Origin of the sequence: Brevibacillus humidisoli (genome assembly GCF_020923435.1) — a bacterium.
In the GTDB taxonomy this organism is placed as follows: domain Bacteria; phylum Bacillota; class Bacilli; order Brevibacillales; family Brevibacillaceae; genus Brevibacillus_E; species Brevibacillus_E humidisoli.
Window position 1 is genome coordinate 1782682 of sequence record NZ_CP087263.1, and the last position, 20064, is coordinate 1802745.

Genomic DNA, 20064 nt, shown 5'->3' on the forward strand with positions numbered 1-20064 from the left:
CAGAAGATGTACATGAAGAAGGTTTTCTCTTATGATGAGGATAAGGAGAGTCGAGAGATGATCGCCGATCAACTCTAATGCCTGGCTCTCTCATGTGCTGACAGATTGCGTGAGACAGGAGGATCCATCAGATGTTCGTAGTGACTGCCGATGAGATGAGGAGATTGGATCAATACGTCATCGATCAGATCGGCATACCGGCGATTGCGCTGATGGAAAACGCCGGGGCTGCTGTTGCTCGAGAAGTGGTGGCTTTTACACGTGAGAAAGGGGAGAAGCGGACCAACCGCCCTCTCCACTGGCTCCTGCTGATTGGAAAAGGCAACAACGGCGGCGATGGCCTTGTTGCGGCCAGGCATCTGGTAGAAAGCGGGATAGACGTGACGCTTCTGTACGCCGAGCCACCGGAAGAGATGCGGGGAGATGCAGCACGGCAGCGGGATGCGGCTGAGCGCTTGGGGATTCCGGCGTCTGTTTACGGTTCTGGCTCTGGGGGGATTGACTGGCAGTCGTACGATGGTGTTGTTGACGCCTTGTTGGGTACGGGTTCGCGGGGGGCTCCGCGCGGTCCGTATGCAGAACTGATTCGTATGGTCAATGATAGCGGTCTACCTATTCTGGCAGTCGACATCCCCAGTGGGTTGGACGCTGACACCGGGAGGAGGCATGATCCTTGTATCCAGGCCGCGAAGACAATCTGTTTTGCCTTTCTCAAGAGAGGATTGGTTCAATCGCCGGGGCGGGAGACGGCAGGAGAAGTGACAGTCGCCCCGATCGGCATCTGGCCGCAGCATGCGGCACAATTAGACATCCGTTGTTTTCAGTTGGGCAAGTCATGCTTTAGGGAACGGCTCCACTTAGATCCCACGCTCCCTAGGAAAAGTGACACACACAAGGGTACGTATGGCCACCTGCTAGTTGTAGCGGGGAGCATGCAGATGAGCGGGGCCGGATTCTTATGCACAAAAGCCGCCTTGCGTACTGGCTGTGGCCTGGCAACCTGGGCAGTTCCTGAAGCGCTGGTTCCTTCCCTTATCGGGCTGGTTCCGGAGGCCATACTGGCAGCCATCCCTGGTGGATGGACGGATTCCTCTTCTGCCGAATCAGTATGTGAGCTGGTACACGGTCGTGATGCTGTGGTAATCGGCCCCGGCATCGGACGTTTTTCTGGCGATACGAACTGGCTCAGAACCATTTGGGAACAGAGCGACTGTCCACTGGTGCTGGACGCCGACGCCCTCAATATGCTGTCCGATGCTGCGGATTTTAGCGGCTGGCCCCAGCGCAGAGCAGCAACCCTCCTCACACCGCACCCTGGAGAGATGTCGCGCCTCACTCGTCTGTCCACGAGCGAACTGCAGGCCAATCGAGTCGAGGTTGCCCGCACTTATGCCGTGGATCACCAACTCACAGTCGTACTTAAAGGAGCGGGGACCGTAGTGGCATCGCCAGATGGAACCACTTATATCAATCCCACGGGAAATCCGGGCATGTCCACAGGCGGGAGTGGAGACGTACTGGCCGGCATGATCGGTTCGTTGCTGGCACAAGGACTGACGGCTGAACAGGCTGCCTGCCTCGCTGTCTGGCTGCATGGGAAGGCAGGCGACCGGGTAGCAGCGCAGAGGGGAACCAGCTATTCCCTGATTGCCAGCGATCTGATTGATGCCCTGTAGAATCGTTTGCCATTGCTTCGCAACAGAAGGGATGGCACTAGATAGAATTTTCAAAATGTTTTAAAATAATAGTCGTACCGATCACATCATCAACAGGATGTTGGAAGAAAAAAAGTCAGGAGGCGAACAGTTTGACTGCTGAAGTATGGAATCAAACGCTGACCAACATGCTCGCACAATCTTGCAAGCGCTTTCCGGAGCGGGATGCCCTCTTTTTTAAGGGGCGCACCTGGGATTACCAGTCCCTATTGGCTGATGTAAACCGATTTGCGAGTGGCTTGAGCGCTCTGGGTATCGGAAAAGGAGACCGTGTGGCGATCATGCTGCCCAACTGCCCGCAGTATGTGATTGCTTACTATGGTATCCTGACAGCAGGCGGGATCGTGGTGCAGGTGAATCCCATGTCGATAGCCAATGAGCTGGATCACTATCTGGGAGATTCCGCAGCAAAGGCGATCATCGTCTACGATCAGTTTTTGCCGCAAGTGGAGCAGATACGAAGTGGTTCTGAAACGCTGAAAAAGATCGCTGTTGCTTTCCAGCCCGCCTCCTCCCCGTATCCGGAAGGTACGATTTTGTTTGAATCCCTCATCGCTTCCGGGCAACAGGATGCTCCTGAAGTCCAGCAAACGGCTGACGACGTTGCCGTTCTGCAGTATACGGGAGGGACGACCGGACGCTCCAAAGGTGCAATGCTCACCCACCGCAATCTGATGGCCAACGCTTATCAAGTCTTCATCATGTTTGGTGGAGAACAGCAAGAGCAGGATCGCATCTTAAATGCCTTGCCGCTGTTCCACGTGTACGGGATGACGGTTGGGATGAATGCGGCCATACTCGGAGGCTCCCAGATGATCATCCTGCCTCGTTTTGACCTCAAGGAGACCTTGGAGACCATCCGGGAGACCAGACCAACCATTTTCCCAGGTGCCCCTACGATGTACGTCGCGATCAATTCCCACCCCCAAGTGGAGGAATATGGGATTTCCTCCATCCGTCTATGCGTTAGCGGATCTGCACCACTGCCGGTCGAGGTCATCAAGGAGTTTGAAGCCAAAACGCGCGGGACGATACTGGAAGGATACGGACTGACGGAAGCTGCTCCCGCCACCCACTTCAATCCGATGGATAAGCGAAAACCAGGATCAATCGGCAAACCACTGCTGTCTACGGAAGCGAAAGTGGTCGACCTGCATGAAGGTCTGACAGAAGTTCCGCCAGGTGAAGCAGGTGAACTGATCGTACGTGGACCGCAGGTGATGCTTGGTTACTGGAACATGACCCAGGAGACAGAGATGACGATCCGCAATGGGTGGCTGTACACGGGAGACATTGCCCGAGTGGATGATGAAGGCTACTTTTACATTGTCGACAGAAAGAAAGATATGATCATCGCCAGTGGCTACAACGTGTATCCCCGCGAGGTGGAAGAAGTGCTCTATCAGCATCCTTTCATCCAGGAAGCGGTCGTGATCGGTATCCCCGATAGCTATCGGGGCGAAACGGTGAAGGCTCTTGTCGTCACTAGAGAAGGATCGACGCTGACAGAAGAGGAGGTCATCACGTATTGTCGGCAGCAGATGGCTTCCTACAAGGTTCCCCGCTCGGTTGAATTCCGAACTTCCTTGCCCAAGACAGCTGTCGGCAAGATACTGCGCCGTACTTTGAGAGATGAGGTACTCCAGCAGAATACCGGCAGCTAAAGCAGAGAAGATCAAAAGCGATAACAGGCGAGCGACCCAGGACTTCAGTTCCTCTGCGTACTGAAGTCTTTCTATTTCTGATCGCGCCAAGGAGTCTCTTTCCTCCTTATAGTGAACCGTACAACACGTGCCAAACCTGTGATCTTGGATAGAACATGTGATATGATATAGGTAAAAGAGATGGAAACAATCCACAACTTTTTCCTATACTGCATAGAGTACCGTGGTCATGGGCACGGTTCACCGATAGGGGGGGCATCTTCGTGACCAGAGAAACGATCCTGCTCGTCGAGGACGATATAGAGATTTGCAATCTGTTATCGATGTATTTGGAACGAGAAGGGTTTCAGGTTCGACTGGCTCATGACGACACAGCTTTGGAGCTGGTGAAAGAGCGGGAGCCAGACTTGATCCTGCTCGATGTGCTGTTGCCGGGACTAAACGGGTTTCAGCTTTGCCGCAAACTACGCGAATGGACCGATGTACCGATATTATTTCTGAGCTGCAAGGATCAAGACGAGGAAAAGATGTTAGGCTTGGCTATTGGGGGAGATGATTATATCTCCAAACTGGCCAGCATGGAAGAGATCGTAGCACGGGTAAAAGCGCATCTCCGCCGTGATCGCCTCAGAAGAAAAGGAGAGGTCAAACGAGCTGTGCGAATCTATGAAGGATTGGAAATCGATGTCGACAGCTGCATGGTCAGGTTACATGGTACGCCTGTCCACCTTTCTGTCAAAGAATTGCAGTTGCTGCTGCTTCTGACAAACCACCCGGACAAGGTGTTCAGCACAGAGGAGATCTTTCAAACATTGTGGGGTACGCAGAGCTACGGCGATGCGCGAACAGTGAAGGTACATATCAACAATCTTCGCAAGAAAATAGAAGAAGATCCTACCCGCCCCAAATCCATCGTCACGATTCGCGGGCTAGGGTACAAATTTGTCAGCGGAGCTAGGTTGGCTTATGACAAACAGACCAATCGCCTTCGCTAGCACTCATATTCGTCAACTTTCCTGTCTACCAGCAAGGATCGTTCCCGCTGCAAAGGGGCGGCAGTTTCTACGCGAAAGCTGCCGCCTCTTTCTATTGAAGGACGTAAGAGCGTAGCAAACGCCAAAAAGCGAACTTTATGTGACATGTCTCTCGTACGAGGTGAAAGATAGCTCAATCGGGTCATCATCTTCTAGCCTCTACGAGGTTACACTTGACCTATAGAGAGAAGAGAGGTGACACATCGTGTTGGCGATAGCGAGCGTGAGCAAAAGAGCGGTCTGGCTGGGCATACTGGGAATAGCGGCTGTGGCGGGAGCGATCCTCCTCTTGACAGGGGGGATCACCTCCTCACCCAAACCAAAGCTGGGATGAAACGATCATTGACGATATCAAATCCTTGCAGTAGCAATGTCGCTATACTGGACTGACGTGAGCGCCAGTCACTCATACACACGGGACGGCGGCGGATCAAATCATACTGCGAGTGAAGAAGTGAGGGTCTTATGTCGCTGCAATCTCTCTTGTCAGCCTACGATTTTCAACTTGTCTGGACACCTGAGGTGCTGCTGCTCACAGTGGTGCTGGCAACAGTATACCTCCTGGTCACGGGACGGTTCCGCCTCTATCTGACTGAGGCGTCCCCCGTCCCACTAGGTAAAAAACTATTGTTTTTGAGCGGCTTGGTTTTCTTCTATCTTGGATTGGGCAGTCCGTTGAGTCTGATTGGCCACTTTATGTTTAGTGTCCACATGCTTCAGCAAGCGATGCTGTATTTGATCATGCCTCCATTGCTGTTGTTGGGTACGCCCAACTGGTTGATAGGGTTGGTTATTCGTCTGCCGCTTCTGTCAAAGCTGGTACCAGTGATTACCCACCCTGTCCTGACACTTGTGCTTTTTAACGGACTTTTTTCGCTCTATCACATGCCAAGCATTTTTGATGCGGTGATGCAAAGCTTTGCCTTGACCACCTTTTTCCGGTTAGCGCTGCTGTTCACAGCATTTTTGATGTGGCTGCCGATCATCGCCCCTCTGCCGGAGTTTGAGCGGCTGTCAGACCTGCGCAAGATGGGGTATATGTTTCTCAACGGGGTGCTGCTGACACCAGCCTGTGCGCTGATCATCTTTGCTGGGGTCCCCTTGTATGATACCTATATCAAGGGAACCGCCCTGTTTTGCACGCCGTTTTACGCCGTTCCGCTGCAGGGGCCGAAGCTGTTGAGCGTCATCAGCACATTAGACGATCAACAATTGGGCGGCGTCATGATGAAGCTGGTCCAGGAAGTTACGTACGGATCAGCCCTAGCCTATATTTTCTTTCGCTGGTTCCGCCGGGAGCGCGAAGACGACCTGACGGATTTGGCTGATCCGCAAAAAGAGTAATGCGAAGGAGAGTCATGCGACGGAGGGAGGAGTTGGCCGTGACGGTCAAACACCATATCAGCAGAGCGCGCAAACAAACGGATGCGCTGATACTGCTGGCGGCAGTGGCGCTGATTGGTCTGTTGGCCTATTGGCTCTGGTGGGGAGTTCAGGGAGCCAAGCAGCGGATCACATTGCCCGATATTACCCTGACCACCATCGATGGAGAGGCGTATCGATTAAAACAGCAGGCAGGACCCATTCGCCTGCTCTCGTTTATATATACACGCTGTCCGGACATCTGTCCAGCTACCACGATCAAGATGGTGGAGCTGCAGCAGCAGCTGCGCAAAGAAGGGATCTTTGGCAAGCAAGCAGAATTTGTGACGATCACGATTGATCCACTCAACGATACACCCGACGTGCTGAGGAAGTACGCCCAGGCGTTGGAAATCGACACCGACGGCTGGGCGATCTTGCGCGGATCGGAGGACGAGACCAGCCAAATCACGGATGCCTTTCAGTTTTATACGGAAAAACTGGAAAGTGGGCTGGTCGCTCACTCATCGATTACGTATCTGATCGATCAGCAGAACCACATCTACAAAACCTACGGGATGGGCGGCGACTTCGACCCAGAACAAGTACGAAACGATATGGAAAATCTGATAAAGGAAGGTAGCGAGCAATGAAATCATGGAACAGGGTCTGGCTGGCGGTGGCTATCATGCTGCTGCCGGCATGCGGCAAGGAAGAAGCAAATCTGGAAGTTCCCGTTCCGATTCAGGTATCAAGCGAAATCAATCCGTCAGCGCCTGAAACGGGACAGCCAGTCACGTTTTCTGTGACGGTGAAACAGGGAGAGGCAACAGTTGACGATGCCAAGGAGGTCCGCTTTGAACTGTGGCAAGAAGGGCAGGAGGAGCATGCGTTTGTCGATGCAAAAAGCAAAGGCGACGGCGTATACGAAGCAGAGAAGTCGTTCGCTCAACCGGGAACCTATCACATGATGTACCATGTGACGGCCAGAGGATTTCACAGCATGGACAAGCAGCAGTTTTCAGTCATGGGAGCAGAGGGAGAGCAGCCTGAGGACCAGGGGAAGGGGGATGTCTCAGCAGGTACAGGACAAGAAGCCGACCACAGCGAAGAGCATGCTGCCCCTGGATCGGAACATCAGCACAGTAGCGGAATCGCGATCCACTTCCTGACCAGCGACGAGATCACGGCCAAGCAGGTGAACACATTTAAGGCACATATCCAGCAAGGAGAGGATTCGCTCCGCGAAGCGACTGTTCGCTTTGAGTACTGGCGGGGAGATGAAGAGCAACACCAGTTTGTCGATGCGACAGAAGCAGACCCAGGCGTATACCAAGCTGACGTTCCCATCTCCTCACCGGGGGTTTATACCGTTGTTGTTCATGTGGAAAAGGGCGATCAACTGCATGAGCACAAAGAAGTGACCGTGCAGGCAAAGTAGGGCGAGGGCAAGCCCAATTGACGCTGCAGCTTGTATACGTGATGGTCAGTGAAAGAGGTGGCCGTGATGCAGAGAGGGGGGGCGAACGGATGATCATCGGAGTTGTGGCTGATACCCATATCGCAAAACCCGACCGCAAACTGCCGGAGCCGCTCGTGGCCGGTTTATACGGAGTTGACCTGATTGTACATGCCGGAGATTGGACTACGATGCAGGTCTATGAACAGCTAGCGTGCTTGGCTCCTGTTGTCGGCGTATACGGAAATGCGGATGACGAGGAGGTAAAACAGCATTTTAAACAGAAAGAAGTGCTGCGGCTGGAAGGGTATGAGATCGGCGTCGTACACGGAGACGGAAAAGGGAAAACGACCCGCCGCAGAGCTCTAGACGCCTTCGCTGGAGAGTCTCTAGATTTGCTTATATTCGGTCATTCTCATATCCCGCTGCTGGAACCGCATGGAGAGATCTTGTTGTTTAATCCTGGCTCTCCGACCGACAAACGGAGACAGCCCTTGTATACGTACGGGCTGGTCGAATTGTCCGATTCGCTGCAGGTCCGGCACTGCTCGTATGCGGCCAAATCGTAGCTTGCCGGGAACAGGGGAACGAGCAGCACGCAGCCCCACCGTATCACGGATGGTTGGTTGGCCCTTGGAAGGGAGCATGGTATACTTGCAACAGGTCCCGCGGAAGAGCGATTGCTGAACGGAGGAGGTATCATCCTAGCGTGGCAGCCTTTGACATCCCTTTGCTTGAAGAGTACCTGCAGTGGGACTACTGGTCCCCTTATCTATCGCTTTTACTCAATCGTTCTGTCATGATTCTTTTGATCATCGTGTTAACCTGGTTAGCGCTCAAAGCAAGAAGAATACTTATCGCTCGCATCTTTGCTTTTACCCGGCTGGACGAGAAGCAAAAAAACACATTGGAATCCCTCCTGCTTTCCTTTACCAAATATGTCTTCTTCATCATCTCGTTCTTGATGATCTTGAGCAACCTTGGACTGGATATCGGCCCGATCATTGCAGGGGCCGGCGTGCTTGGTTTGGCCGTAGGATTTGGAGCGCAAACGTTGGTCAAAGACTTGATCACAGGCTTTTTTATCATCTTTGAGGACCAGTTCTCCGTCGGTGATTATGTGAGTATTAACAATGGGCAGATTAATGGCACAGTAGAAAGTGTTGGACTTCGGGCGACCAAAATCCGCACCTGGGCTCAACACGTAGTCGTGATTCAAAACTCGGAGATTCGGATCAGTCAAAACTACAACCGTGAACGGATGCGAGCGATCGTGAGTGTCACGGTTCCCTATGAGACGGAGCCAGCCGAAGTAGAGAAGGCCGTGCATGCTGTCTCGGAGGAATTGCTGCAAACCCAGTCCCACCTGTTTATACAGGATAGTAGCGGCCATGTCTTGGAGCCGCCTCAACTATACGGGATCACGGATGTGGAAAACAACGCTCTCGGAGCGAAATATACGGTCGTCGCACTGGTAAAAGATGAACATTACTGGACAGCCGAAAAAGAGATGCGAAAGGGATTGCTGCGTGAACTGAAAGCAAGCGGTGTCACCATTTCTTATCCGCGGCGCATCGAGATGCAAGACGATCCGTTGTAGGGGGGCAGTTCGAGACTGATCGTCTAAGCAATCGGTGGAGGAGACCACGGGAGTAGTCGGATATCGGAGCCATCATCTGCTCCATTTTGTCGAAGGGGTCTTTTGTTAAGGCCCCTTTTGTATATCCTCTCCCTTTTTACAATCGCCCCGTTTTTAAAGTTAAAATGTGAATTCATTATGAATCTCATTCATAACCATTTCGATGAAATGAAGTGCAGGCGTCGAAAGGCCATCTTCTTTTCTTGTGCAGATGGAGATAGGGTTTTTCAACTCAATTCCATCTACATCTACTTTTGCCAAATCGCCACGGGCAATATATTCTTTCACTTCTAACGATGAAACAAATGCAACTCCATACCCTTCCATAACAGATCGAATGGTTTCATGCAATCCATTCATCTGCAATCCAACAGTCGGCTGATGTACGTTGTGGATTTTACACAGCGAAACTAACTTTTCGCGTGAAGAACTACCTTCTTCCCGAAACACAAAGGCTCTCGGACAGTTTCAGCTAACGTAACCTTTTTCGAAGCAAACTTATGGTTTTTATGGACAACAAACCACATATCATCTTCAAATAATTCCGTCCTGTTAATGAACGGATGAAACTCTCGACTCCCGCCCATGAAAGCGATCTCCGCTTGATAATTGACTACTTGATCAATCGCTGCGGTGAGCTCGGATTGTATGTATGTAATTCTATCAATCCATTTCGAATTGAAGGGCAAAAAAGCATCATTTATGAAGTGGCACAGTATTTAAACTGGGAATTGCCTGAATGGATCATCGTACCTGGTGGAGCGTTAAGTAATGCAGCAGCGTTAGGCAAAGGCTTGCATGATTTATTTACGCTTGAATTGATCAATAAGATGCCGCGCGTTGCAATCGTTCAAGCAGAGGGAGCCAGCCCATTTCATAAGATGATTCTCGAGAAGAAAACGAACTCACTCCCGAGCTCTTTCCGCATACTCAAGCTTCCGCGTTGAATATTGGCAATCCTCCAAGCTGGAAAAAAGCATTATATACTCTTAGAGAAACAGGAGGAGTTACCATTTCGGTAACGGATGAGGAAATTCTTGACGCTAAAGCTGCTATCGACAGAAGTGGTATTGGCTGCGAACCGGCTTCAGCAGCAACAATCGCGGGACTGCGCAATTTAGTTTCCAAGCAGTTGATTGCCAAAGACGAATCGGTATTATGCATCTTGACGGGAAATATTCTAAAGGATACGGATATATTAAAGAATTATCATCTCGGAGATGCTACCTCGGCAACATCTAAAAATACAATACAACATTCCAACCTAACACTACACAGCGTTAGACAAAGCATAATAGAGAAAAAATAAATCGGCTGTCGTCACCGCCACCAGCCCGAACTGTTCAGCGAAGCTTACTCAGCACCACTGCTTCGATCCACTTCCACGGCAAGAGCTTCTTTAAGATGATTGTGGACCTTACCCCTTTTCCGACGGGATAGCGAAGTTTTGGACCACGGCTTTCGGCGATCCGCACTATCGTGCGAGCCACTTCAGTCGGATCGCCTGCCGTTTCCGCTGATTTGCGTGAATAGTGGAGAATAGCAGCCAGTCTTTGTCGATAGGGCGAATATTCGCTTACCCCAATCTGTTCAAACCCTTTCAACCAGATAGACGTTTTGTATGCTCCCGGTTCCACCAGTACCACATGCACGCCAAATGGAAGCATTTCCAGACGAAGGGATTCACTAAATCCTTCTACTGCGTATTTAGAGGAGACGTAGGGCGCATATCCGGGAAACCCGAATTGCCCGCTGATACTGCTGACATTGATGATTGTTCCCTGCCTGCGGGCCCGCATATGAGGCAAAATCGCTTTCGTCACCGCTACAAGTCCGAAAAAGTTGGTCTCCATCTGCTCCGACCAATCGTCCAGAGAGACTTCTTCTACGAAACCGCCAAGGGCAAAGCCCGCGTTGTTGACGAGGACGTCAATCTGCCCATAGTGCGAAAGAATCTCTGACACCACCTCTTGAATCGCTATTCGATTAGTTACATCCAACTGCCTGCAGTCTATCTGCTGCTGTACGCCTACGTCTGTTGCCTCTCTCAGAAGTTGCTCATGTTGCTGTACGTTGCGCATGGTGGCAATCACATGATAGCCTGCTTGAGCCAGTGCAACTGCTGATAGCAACCCCAAACCGCTGGATGTTCCGGTCAGGAAAGCGACCCGTTTTCCACTGTGCACGTTATCTGGTTTGTTCCTCATGATTTTCATACCTCTCGATCATTTCCTTCATCCGCTGTGTGATCTGCGTGACTAGCTCTGCAGGTTCTGCTACAATTGCTTCTTTGCCAAGCCCCATAAAAAATCCTGCAAAATAAGAGATTTCACTCCTGGGTATGCGACCAGAGAGTATACCCGTCCCATCTGTTTCAATCTTCAGTTTCGGCAAGGGTGACAGCTCTGCCTGGCAACGGCGTACGCCATCCCGACTTAGTTCAACGCGAAGATTGATCCAGTCCTGTTCCTTTCGCACGAACGATTCCCAATTGGCAAGGTTGACTGCAGAGAATTCCCGCGGTTTTAAGCCAGATGTGCTGTACGCTGCCGAGTATATCCGGTCGGCCCGGAACAGTCGGAAGTCGTCACGCGCGAAGCAGTAAGCGGGACAGTACCAAAAACCATTTTTGGCATAGATCCCGATCGGTTGGATGTCTCGTGAGGAGACACCTTGGCGGGAATCGTATTCAATCTGGATGATCTGTTGGCGAATCGCTGCTTCCAGCAGAATCGAAAGATACGGAGTAGATTGTTCCCGCGTCGGTTGCACGAGATCCACTCGATTTTTCATCTGATCGATACGATCTTTCACGTCGCCAGGCAGATAGGAGAAAAACTTGTGCAGAGCAGAGTTGGTCTCTGCCTCAAAGGGGAGTGATGAAAAATGCCGCAGGGCGTGGCAGGCGAAAAAGAGTGCCACAGCTTCTTCTTCGGTAAAGGCAATCGGGGGAAGCATGCGCTCATGCAGAACCTGATAACCGCCGTGCGGCCCCACTTCTGAGTAGAGCGGCACGCCCAGTTCACTTAATTCCTGCAAATCCCGCAGAATGGTTCGAACAGAAACCCCGAACTCAGCTGCCAGCTCTTTGGTTGTAAACTTTCGTTTTCGATTGATCGTCATCATCAACTCGATGAGCCGTTTTGATTTGGACATCCTGAAAAACTCCGTTTTCATTATTTCTATGACTATGACAAGACCTGTCACTATTATATGGTAGGATCGGGATGTAAGAAAGAATGAAACCAGGAACCAAGGAAGAAAACGATTGAATTGGAGTGAACAGGACATGAGTGCAGTAAACGAGATGAAGCAAATGTTATTTGAGGAGCTTGCACTGATTGTGAGGACGTCGGCCAATCTGATCCGCAAGGTCAAGCCCGAGGAGTGGAACTATCGACCAGTCAAAGAGATGAGAACACTGCAGGAGCTAACAGAACATCTGGTAGCGATTCCTACTGTGGATTTGCTGATTCTCCAAGAAGGAAGTCAGGTTCAGGTACGTCAGTTAGAGAGTCAGTTCTCCGCCGTAGATGAAGCAGAGCAATGGATCGCTGCCATGGAGCGAGGTGTGGGAGAGCTTCGCGCCTATATGGATAGCTTGAGTCATGATGAGTTTCTGCATAAGATGACAACCCCGTTCTATCTCGACCACGGAACGGCTCAAGCGAAGTGGCTGATCGAGATCGTCACACACATGCAGCATCATCGTGCTCAACTTTTCACTTACATGAAACAGCTTGGACATGAGATCAACATGTTTGACTTGTATACGTGATCGTCTCTTCTACATGATTCTTTCCGTTTCGGCTGGTATGCAGCCTTCCACAACCAAAACACATCGCGATAGAAAGACGAATGGAGCCGGAGCATCGGCTCCATTTTGTTTCCATATTTTTTACAATGATCTTACAGCGACATCATGTTATCATGGGATTGCCTCTTAAGCAAAACATCATAGTCGCTTGGCCCGTGAGTTGATACTGTTTTCCCTCTATAATATATAGATAAGAAAACGAGATGGAGAGCCGTATACGCTGTGAATGGGCAGCATGATGTGATGCTGTGTATTGAACCGCCTATAATTTTTGTAATATTCAGATAAAGCACTCTCTGCTTTGACTGACTTATTGCGAAGCGGTACAACGTGTAGCAGGAGCGATTGCTCCTGTCAAAACACCAGCAGCATTTAGGCCCGATTCGGTGGTTCCGACCCATGTGTCGTGGGCAAACCAGACCGAAAAGAAGCACCGAAAATGATGATGGACACCTGTCTTTGCGAAGCCAATCAATACAGAGGAGTGAAACAAGCAAATGAAAAAGTACGTTGCTGCGACGATAACGGCAGCCTTTTTGTTAACAACCGGTTTTGCCCCGCATTCCTACGCGGCGGCCCCTGACGGCCAAAACAACTCTGGATACCAGAACGCTATTTCTTATGATGAGTACCTGGCACGAAAAGGAGACGTTGCTCCTCCAGCCAGAACGGCAGATCCCGACACAGAGGAGACAGCGCCCAGAGTGGACGAGGGGGCGTCCAACAATGACGAGGCCGCACCTAAAAAAGAAAAGGCAGCTCCTAATACCGACACAAATGCACCTAAAAGAGAGAAAGCGCCCAACACCGACGCAACTGCACCCAAAAAAGAGAGAGCTGTATCCGACAACAACGGTGCAAAGCGAACCAATCAAGGTTCTGCTCGCGATAACGTGATCAGTGCTGGGTTAAAGTACCTGAAAACGCCATATGAATTCGGCTCCTCCCGCTCTTCCAAGAGCACGATGGACTGCTCCGAATTCGTGATGTGGGCTTATCGTGAGGGAGCAGGACTGGATCTGGGCCGAGGCAGTTCGAGAACCCAGCTAAAGTACGTCAAACAAAACGGAATCTTGCTGCAAGATATCAGCCAGTTGAAAAAGGGCGACCTGGTGTTTTTCATGAGTCACAGAGGTTCCAATGAGTCCGATTACAGCGGGATCAATCGACAACAACAGCGTGTTACCCATGTGGCTATCTATATGGGGGACAACAAATTGCTGCACACCTTTAGTAAAAAAGCCGGTGGAGTCAAAGTAACTGATTTCCGGGGTACGGCTTGGGAGTTGCGGTTCATTGCAGGAGGCAGTCTGCTCTAGTTGACCGCCATCCCACCCAATCATCCGTCAAGAAAGCTATCATCGGCGCCCGTATCACATCAGTATGCGATACGGGTTTTTTGTGCATTTTGACGGGGCTGACGACGGTCATCCCGTTATTGACTAAACTTGTTCAGCACGGAGAAAAACTCTTTCAGAAAATCATAAAACAGTTTTTCGGAAGCCGGTAGTTCTCTGTTGTTAGGGATGATAATCCCCACAGTCCGCTTTACGGTAGGCTCGCTTATCGGGATCTTGACCGTTTCCCTGGGCACGTTGTCAATCAGTGTTACTTCCGGCAAGAGGGTAACGCCTAAGCCGGCAGATACAAGCCCTTTGATCGCATCGATATCTTCTCCCTCAAATGATACCTTTGGTTCAAAACCAACCTGGGCACAGGCGTTCATCACGATGTTTCGCAGGATAAAATCGGGTGGAAACAGTACAAACGTATCCTGCTGCAGTTCATTGAGGCGGATCGACGGTTGCTTTGCCAGTGGATGCCTGGTAGGGAGCAAGGCGACGATGTTTTCAGCAAAAAAGATGTGACTGCGAACATCCTTTTCCTGTGTTGGTACGGGACCTAAAAAAGCCAGGTCGATCTCTCCTTTGATGACCGACTCGATCAGTTGTTTGTAGGCGCCTTGTTTCAATTGAAAGCCAATGTTGGGATATCTGGCGCGAAAAGCAGAGATCACGGTGGGCAGCGGATTGGCGGCCAGACTGCTGGCAAACCCAACCCGGATAATACCGCGTTCCGGGTCCAGGTACTCTCCGATTTTCTCCTTAGCCTTCTCAATCTCGTTGAGAGCAATCTCTGCATGCTCCAAAAGAATCTTTCCCACAGAAGTCAGTTTGACATTGCGGCCTTCCCGGATGAAGAGCGGCACACCCAGTTCCGCTTCGAGATTGGCGATCTGTCTGCTCACTGCGGATTGGGCTACATGCAGGTTGTGCGCTGCTTCCGTAACATGTTCCCGCTTGGCCACTTCAATGAAATATTGAATCTGTCGTAATTCCATTCCATCCTCCATCTCCCTATTCATCTCAGAACGAGATGATTCTTAACTAAATTATATATTGTTTATATCAATTCACCAAACTAAAATGTTAACTAAAGCTTCTCATTTTTAAACAATGGGAACAGGTAATCTGTTCGGGTCTTTGTATGTAACGATTTATCCGTCTCAAAAGACGAAATATTCAAGACAAAAAGAGTCGTCAGTATGGTGAAACCAGACAGAGAGAAAACGACTACAGGGAGAAGGAGTGGAGGGTTATGATACAAACAGGAATGCCGCAAAAACAGGGATTGTATGATCCGATATTTGAACATGATGCCTGTGGGATCGGTTTTATAGCCAATCTGAAGCAGAAAGCCAGCCATCAGATGGTACAGAACGGGCTGCAAATTCTCTGCAATCTGGAGCACCGCGGCGGACAGGGGAGCGATCCAGAGACTGGTGACGGAGCAGGGATCATGACGCAGATTCCGCACAAATACTTTCGCAAGGTCTGCAAAGAGTTAGGCTTTGGACTGCCATCCCCCGGAAACTACGGCGTGGGGATGCTTTTTCTCCCGCAGGATGAAGCACGTCGTACCGCTTATGAAAAACAACTGGAAGCGCTTATCGAGGCAGAGGGGCAAACGCTGCTCGGGTGGAGAACGGTCCCCGTTGACCAAAGCAAGCTCGGCAAAACGGCAGCGGCGAGCCAGCCCTTTTTCCGACAAGTGTTTATCGGTGCGAGCCGCAATCTGAGCGATCAAATGGCGTTTGAACGAAAGCTGTACGTCATTCGCAAACAGATGGAACTGGCAGCCGGAGACGGATTTTATGCTGCATCGATGTCCAGCCGCACGATAGTCTACAAAGGTTTGCTGACACCTGTACAACTGGACGCTTTTTATCTTGATTTGCGTGATCCGGATTACGCATCCACCTTTGCCGTCGTACATTCACGGTTCAGCACCAATACCTTTCCGACGTGGGAAAGAGCACATCCCAACCGCTACCTGATCCACAATGGTGAAATCAACACCCTGCAGGGGAACATCAACTGGATGAGAGCCCGGGAGAAAATGTTCCAGTCCGAAGAGTTTGGTACGGACCTGCAAAAGGTGCTGCCTGTGATCGATATGGAAGGAAGCGACTCGGCGATTTTGGACAACTGCGTGGAGTTTTTCGCATTGGCCGGCCGTTCCTTGCCGCATGTGGCGATGATGATGATCCCGGAACCGTGGGACCGGGACGATCAGATTGATGATACGAAAAAAGCGTTTTACGAATACCATAGCTGTTTGATGGAACCGTGGGACGGTCCGACCGCGATTGCCTTTACCGACGGGAGACAGCTAGGGGCAATCCTGGACCGCAACGGTCTCAGACCGGCACGCTACTATGTAACCTCCGATGATACCATTGTGTTCTCCTCCGAGGTAGGAGTGCTCGACATTCCGGAAGAAAAGGTTGTCCAGAAAGGACGACTCAGTCCGGGCCGGATGCTGCTCGTTGATCTGGAGGAGGGACGCATCGTTTCCGATGAGGAAGTAAAACAGCAGATTGCCAGCGAGCAACCTTATCGCAAATGGATTGACGAGAACCTGCTCTCGCTGACGGAACTGCCGGAAGCGGAGTACCGCGAAGAACTGCCAGAAGAGGGCGTATTGACCTGGCAAAAAGCGTTCGGCTATACACAGGAAGAAGTCAACAAAATCCTCGCCCCGATGGTGACGGAGCAAAAAGATCCTGTTGGCTCCATGGGAGTGGATACGCCGTTGGCTGTGCTGTCCGATCGACCTCAGCTAATGTACAATTACTTTAAACAAGCATTTGCCCAAGTGACCAACCCGCCGATTGACGCGATTCGCGAATCATGCGTCACATCCACTTTGACGATGTTGGGTGCGGAAGGAAATCTGCTTGCTCCCAGCGCCGAGAGTTGCCGCAGGATCAAGCTGAACACGCCGCTGATCTCCATCAAGGAACTGGCTCAACTTCGCCAAAACCCGCATCCGGAGTTTCCGGCGAAAACACTGCCCATCCTGTTCCCTGTCGACGGTGGTGAAGCGGAACTGGAGCAAGCGCTCGACCAGTTGTTTGCGGCGGCTGATCAAGCTATCTCGGACGGTTATACCCTCCTGATCCTTTCTGATCGGGAGATGAATGAACAGATGGCACCGATTCCTGCGCTGCTCGCTGTAAGCGGTCTGCACCATCACCTGGTTCGCTCCGGAACGCGTACAAAAACAAGTCTGATCCTGGAGTCCGGCGAACCGCGTGATGTCCATCAGTTTGCGATGTTGATCGGTTATGGTGCAGATGCGATCAATCCGTATTTGGCACTCGCGACGATCAAGCAGTTGGTTGACGAAGACAAAGTTGGCGATCTTGCCTACGAGGAGGCCGCATCCATCTACCTGCGCACTGCTGTAGAGGGTGTAGTGAAGGTGATGTCCAAGATGGGGATCTCCACCATCCAAAGTTATCGCGGCGCTCAAATCTTTGAAGCGCTCGGCATTGACCAATCCGTGATTGATCGCTATTTTACCCGGACTTCCTCGCAAATCGGCGGAATCAAGCTGGATGTGATCGCAAAAGAGACGTTGATGCGTCACAGCAAAGCCTTCTCAGCGGAGCATCAAGAGGAAGCATTGGAGCCTGGAAGTGAGTTTCAGTTCCGTCGGGACGGTGAATATCACCTGTTCAACCCCAAAACGGTACACGCACTGCAAAAAGCGTGCCGCCAGGGAGATTACGAGCAGTATAAACTGTATTCCGAGCAGGTGAATCAACAGCAGATCACGCTGCTGCGCCATTTGCTCGACTTCCAATCCGATCGTCCGCCGGTACCGCTCAGTGAAGTTGAATCGGTTGACTCGATCGTCCGGCGCTTTAAAACGGGTGCGATGTCTTACGGCTCGCTCAGTAAGGAAGCGCATGAAACACTGGCAATTGCCATGAATCGCCTGGGCGGAAAAAGCAACAGTGGGGAAGGGGGAGAGGATCCCCAGCGTTTTATCCCGGATTCCAACGGAGATTCTCGCCGCAGTGCGATCAAACAGGTTGCATCTGGACGTTTCGGCGTCTCCAGCCACTACTTGGTCAATGCCAACGAGATCCAGATCAAAATGGCGCAAGGGGCAAAACCAGGTGAAGGGGGTCAACTGCCTGGCAGCAAGGTGTATCCGTGGATTGCGGAAGTGCGCGCTTCTACGCCAGGGGTGGGACTGATATCGCCTCCACCGCATCACGATATCTATTCGATTGAAGACCTTGCCCAGTTGATCTTTGACTTGAAGAATGCCAACCCGCGTGCCAGAATCAGTGTCAAACTGGTTTCCAAGGCAGGCGTGGGTACGATTGCAGCAGGTGCCGCCAAAGGGCTGGCCGATGTGATTGTGATCAGCGGTCATGACGGCGGAACGGGCGCATCTCCCAAGAGCAGCATCAAGCATGCTGGAATGCCGTGGGAATTGGGGTTGGCGGAAACCCATCAAACACTGCTGCTCAACCAGCTTCGCGACCGGGTCGTACTGGAAACCGACGGCAAGATGCTGACTGGACGCGACGTGGTGATTGCCGCCCTGCTCGGCGCTGAAGAGTTTGGCTTCGCGACAGCACCGCTGGTTTCGATCGGCTGTGTAATGGCTCGCGTATGTCATCTAGACACCTGTCCGGTAGGGGTAGCGACACAAAATCCGGATCTTCGCAAAAAATTTAAGGGCGACCCAGAGCACACGGTCAACTTTATGCGCTTTGTGGCTCGTGAGGTGCGCGAAATCATGGCTCAGCTTGGCTACCGCTCCATGGATGACATGATTGGGCAAAGCCAGATGCTGAAGATGAGTGAGAAGGCAAAAGAGCACTGGAAAGCGAAACACGTCGACTTGACGCCGTTGCTGCACCAGCCGGATGTATCGGAGGATGTGGGCAGATACCATCAACGCCAGCAAAATCACAAGCTGGAGGAGACGCTGGATCACAAAGAACTGCTGCGCTTGTGCAAGCCAGCTCTGGATGAGCGTCGCCCGGTAGAAGCCACTCTGCCAATCAGCAACACCAACCGTGTGGCAGGGACGATTTTGGGCAGCGAAGTGACAAAGCGATTTGGTGAGCATGGTCTGCCCGAAGACACCATTCGCCTCCATTTCCAAGGTTCGGCCGGACAAAGTTTTGGCGCATTTGTCCCGAGAGGCATCACACTTCATCTCCAAGGGGACGCAAATGACTACGTCGGCAAAGGGTTATCCGGCGGAAAAATGATCATCCATCCGTCCGCACGCAGCACGTATGCTCCAGAACAGAACATGATCATCGGGAACGTGGCCTTTTATGGGGCGACGGCCGGTGAAGCCTATATTCATGGTATGGCGGGTGAACGCTTTTGTGTTCGAAACAGCGGTGTGACTGCTGTTGTCGAAGGAGTAGGCGATCACGGCTGTGAATATATGACAGGTGGGCGCGTTGTCATCCTCGGACCGGTGGGCAAAAACTTCGCAGCAGGAATGTCCGGAGGTACCGCCTATGTGCTAGCCGAGGATCACGCTCACTTCTCCCAGCTGTGCAACCAGGAGATGGTTTTGCTTGAAGCGCTGGAGGAGCAGCGTGAGATCGAAGAAGTGAAACAACTAATCGAGAAGCACGTGCGCAACACAGGAAGTAAGCACGCGCAACGACTGCTCGACCAGTGGGAGCAAACCGTATCAAAAATCGTGAAAGTCATACCAAAGGACTACAAACAGATCATCAACACGATTGAGGAACTGGAACAGTCAGGAGTGCAGCGCCAGGAAGCGATCCCGATCGCCTTCGAACGGAATCAAAAGAAGCACACAGCAAAGCAGTCAAAGCGAACGTCGAAAGAGCAGGTTCTTGCCACATCGAGCAAATAAATCATTGTGGTCACCTAAAGCAGCCGATCCTGTGCAGTGATGCGCAGCAGACCGGCTGCTTCTGTTTTTACATCTGGTTGTGTTGCTTAGACAACCATTTTATGTTGCTTTCAATATGATAAAAAGAGTCGGAGGGATAGGAGATGCCGGTACTGGTGAAGA

The 20064-nt window shown here is 51.3% G+C and carries 16 protein-coding genes and 1 pseudogene; 13 read left to right on the plus strand and 4 right to left on the minus strand.

All coding sequences use genetic code 11. The features are described from left to right. Positions 1-131: 131 nt before the first annotated feature. The 9 genes from LOK74_RS08845 (at position 132) to LOK74_RS08880 (ending at position 8834) form a co-directional block, all read left to right on the plus strand. Positions 132-1676: an NAD(P)H-hydrate dehydratase gene (locus LOK74_RS08845; RefSeq protein ID WP_230046275.1), complete on the plus strand. Its 1545-nt coding sequence runs from the start codon at positions 132-134 to the stop codon at positions 1674-1676. A gap of 167 nt (positions 1677-1843) precedes the next feature. Continuing rightward, on the plus strand, positions 1844-3379 hold the full coding sequence (locus LOK74_RS08850) for a long-chain-fatty-acid--CoA ligase (protein WP_230046953.1): 1536 nt from the start codon (positions 1844-1846) through the stop codon (positions 3377-3379). 263 nt (positions 3380-3642) lie between these two features. Further along, the gene (locus LOK74_RS08855) at positions 3643-4374 is read left to right on the plus strand and encodes a response regulator transcription factor (protein ID WP_230046276.1); all 732 of its coding nucleotides are present in this window, start codon (positions 3643-3645) and stop codon (positions 4372-4374) included. 244 nt (positions 4375-4618) lie between these two features. Further along, positions 4619-4747, plus strand: coding sequence for a hypothetical protein (locus LOK74_RS24045; protein WP_255679559.1), 129 nt, complete (start codon positions 4619-4621; stop codon positions 4745-4747). A gap of 131 nt (positions 4748-4878) precedes the next feature. Next, positions 4879-5757, plus strand: coding sequence for a cytochrome c oxidase assembly factor CtaG (gene ctaG / locus LOK74_RS08860; protein WP_230046277.1), 879 nt, complete (start codon positions 4879-4881; stop codon positions 5755-5757). A gap of 38 nt (positions 5758-5795) precedes the next feature. Beyond that, complete coding sequence (locus LOK74_RS08865; RefSeq protein WP_230046278.1) at positions 5796-6428, plus strand: SCO family protein; 633 nt, start codon at positions 5796-5798, stop codon at positions 6426-6428. Next, a complete protein-coding gene (locus LOK74_RS08870) occupies positions 6425-7216 on the plus strand; it encodes a FixH family protein (RefSeq protein ID WP_230046279.1) in 792 nt (263 codons plus the stop codon). Before LOK74_RS08865 ends, LOK74_RS08870 begins: the two co-directional genes overlap by 4 nt. Positions 7217-7305: 89 nt before the next feature. After that, on the plus strand, positions 7306-7803 hold the full coding sequence (locus LOK74_RS08875; protein ID WP_230046280.1) for a metallophosphoesterase family protein: 498 nt from the start codon (positions 7306-7308) through the stop codon (positions 7801-7803). A 140-nt stretch (positions 7804-7943) separates the two neighbouring features. Next, positions 7944-8834, plus strand: a complete 891-nt coding sequence (locus tag LOK74_RS08880; RefSeq protein ID WP_230046281.1) for a mechanosensitive ion channel family protein — start codon at positions 7944-7946, stop codon at positions 8832-8834. A gap of 159 nt (positions 8835-8993) precedes the next feature. On the opposite strand, the gene LOK74_RS08885 is transcribed toward LOK74_RS08880, so the two are convergent. Further along, complete coding sequence (locus tag LOK74_RS08885; protein ID WP_230046282.1) at positions 8994-9323, minus strand: substrate-binding domain-containing protein; 330 nt, start codon at positions 9321-9323, stop codon at positions 8994-8996. A 185-nt stretch (positions 9324-9508) separates the two neighbouring features. Between LOK74_RS08885 and LOK74_RS08890 the strand changes: the two are divergent. Then, a pseudogene (locus tag LOK74_RS08890) lies at positions 9509-10182 on the plus strand (pyridoxal-phosphate dependent enzyme); the annotation flags it as partial. A gap of 34 nt (positions 10183-10216) precedes the next feature. Here the strand turns inward: LOK74_RS08890 and LOK74_RS08895 are convergent. Beyond that, positions 10217-11080 (minus strand): SDR family oxidoreductase, encoded by an 864-nt coding sequence (locus LOK74_RS08895; RefSeq protein ID WP_230046283.1) that lies wholly within the window; start codon positions 11078-11080, stop codon positions 10217-10219. Further along, the gene (locus LOK74_RS08900; RefSeq protein WP_230046284.1) at positions 11061-12029 is read right to left on the minus strand and encodes a helix-turn-helix transcriptional regulator; all 969 of its coding nucleotides are present in this window, start codon (positions 12027-12029) and stop codon (positions 11061-11063) included. The genes LOK74_RS08895 and LOK74_RS08900 overlap by 20 nt, the downstream gene beginning before the upstream one ends. A 133-nt stretch (positions 12030-12162) precedes the next feature. On the opposite strand from LOK74_RS08900, the gene LOK74_RS08905 reads away from it, so the two are divergent. Both LOK74_RS08905 and LOK74_RS08910 read left to right on the plus strand, forming a co-directional pair. Next, positions 12163-12651, plus strand: a complete 489-nt coding sequence (locus LOK74_RS08905; RefSeq protein ID WP_230046285.1) for a DinB family protein — start codon at positions 12163-12165, stop codon at positions 12649-12651. A gap of 536 nt (positions 12652-13187) precedes the next feature. Next, positions 13188-14009 carry a C40 family peptidase gene (locus LOK74_RS08910; RefSeq protein WP_230046286.1) on the plus strand — a complete coding sequence of 274 codons (822 nt, stop codon included), beginning with the start codon at positions 13188-13190 and terminating at the stop codon, positions 14007-14009. A gap of 116 nt (positions 14010-14125) precedes the next feature. Here the strand turns inward: LOK74_RS08910 and gltC are convergent, their stop codons facing one another. After that, positions 14126-15031, minus strand: coding sequence for a glutamate biosynthesis transcriptional regulator GltC (gltC, locus tag LOK74_RS08915; protein ID WP_230046287.1), 906 nt, complete (start codon positions 15029-15031; stop codon positions 14126-14128). A 257-nt stretch (positions 15032-15288) separates the two neighbouring features. Here gltC and gltB point away from each other — a divergent pair, with 257 nt between their 5' ends. Next, a complete protein-coding gene (gene gltB, locus LOK74_RS08920) occupies positions 15289-19902 on the plus strand; it encodes a glutamate synthase large subunit (protein ID WP_230046288.1) in 4614 nt (1537 codons plus the stop codon). Positions 19903-20064: the final 162 nt, after the last annotated feature.

What these genes read in the sequence shown, in the direction of transcription:
- LOK74_RS08845 (WP_230046275.1), top strand. Translation starts at nt 132, where the DNA reads ATGTTCGTAGTGACTGCCGATGAGATGAGGAGATTGGATCAATACGTC.
- LOK74_RS08850 (WP_230046953.1), top strand. Translation starts at nt 1,844, where the DNA reads ATGCTCGCACAATCTTGCAAGCGCTTTCCGGAGCGGGATGCCCTCTTT.
- ctaG (WP_230046277.1), top strand. Translation starts at nt 4,879, where the DNA reads ATGTCGCTGCAATCTCTCTTGTCAGCCTACGATTTTCAACTTGTCTGG.
- LOK74_RS08870 (WP_230046279.1), top strand. Translation starts at nt 6,425, where the DNA reads ATGAAATCATGGAACAGGGTCTGGCTGGCGGTGGCTATCATGCTGCTG.
- LOK74_RS08875 (WP_230046280.1), top strand. Translation starts at nt 7,306, where the DNA reads ATGATCATCGGAGTTGTGGCTGATACCCATATCGCAAAACCCGACCGC.
- LOK74_RS08895 (WP_230046283.1), bottom strand. Translation starts at nt 11,080, where the DNA reads ATGAGGAACAAACCAGATAACGTGCACAGTGGAAAACGGGTCGCTTTC.
- LOK74_RS08900 (WP_230046284.1), bottom strand. Translation starts at nt 12,029, where the DNA reads ATGTCCAAATCAAAACGGCTCATCGAGTTGATGATGACGATCAATCGA.
- LOK74_RS08905 (WP_230046285.1), top strand. Translation starts at nt 12,163, where the DNA reads ATGAGTGCAGTAAACGAGATGAAGCAAATGTTATTTGAGGAGCTTGCA.
- LOK74_RS08910 (WP_230046286.1), top strand. Translation starts at nt 13,188, where the DNA reads ATGAAAAAGTACGTTGCTGCGACGATAACGGCAGCCTTTTTGTTAACA.
- gltC (WP_230046287.1), bottom strand. Translation starts at nt 15,031, where the DNA reads ATGGAATTACGACAGATTCAATATTTCATTGAAGTGGCCAAGCGGGAA.
- gltB (WP_230046288.1), top strand. Translation starts at nt 15,289, where the DNA reads ATGATACAAACAGGAATGCCGCAAAAACAGGGATTGTATGATCCGATA.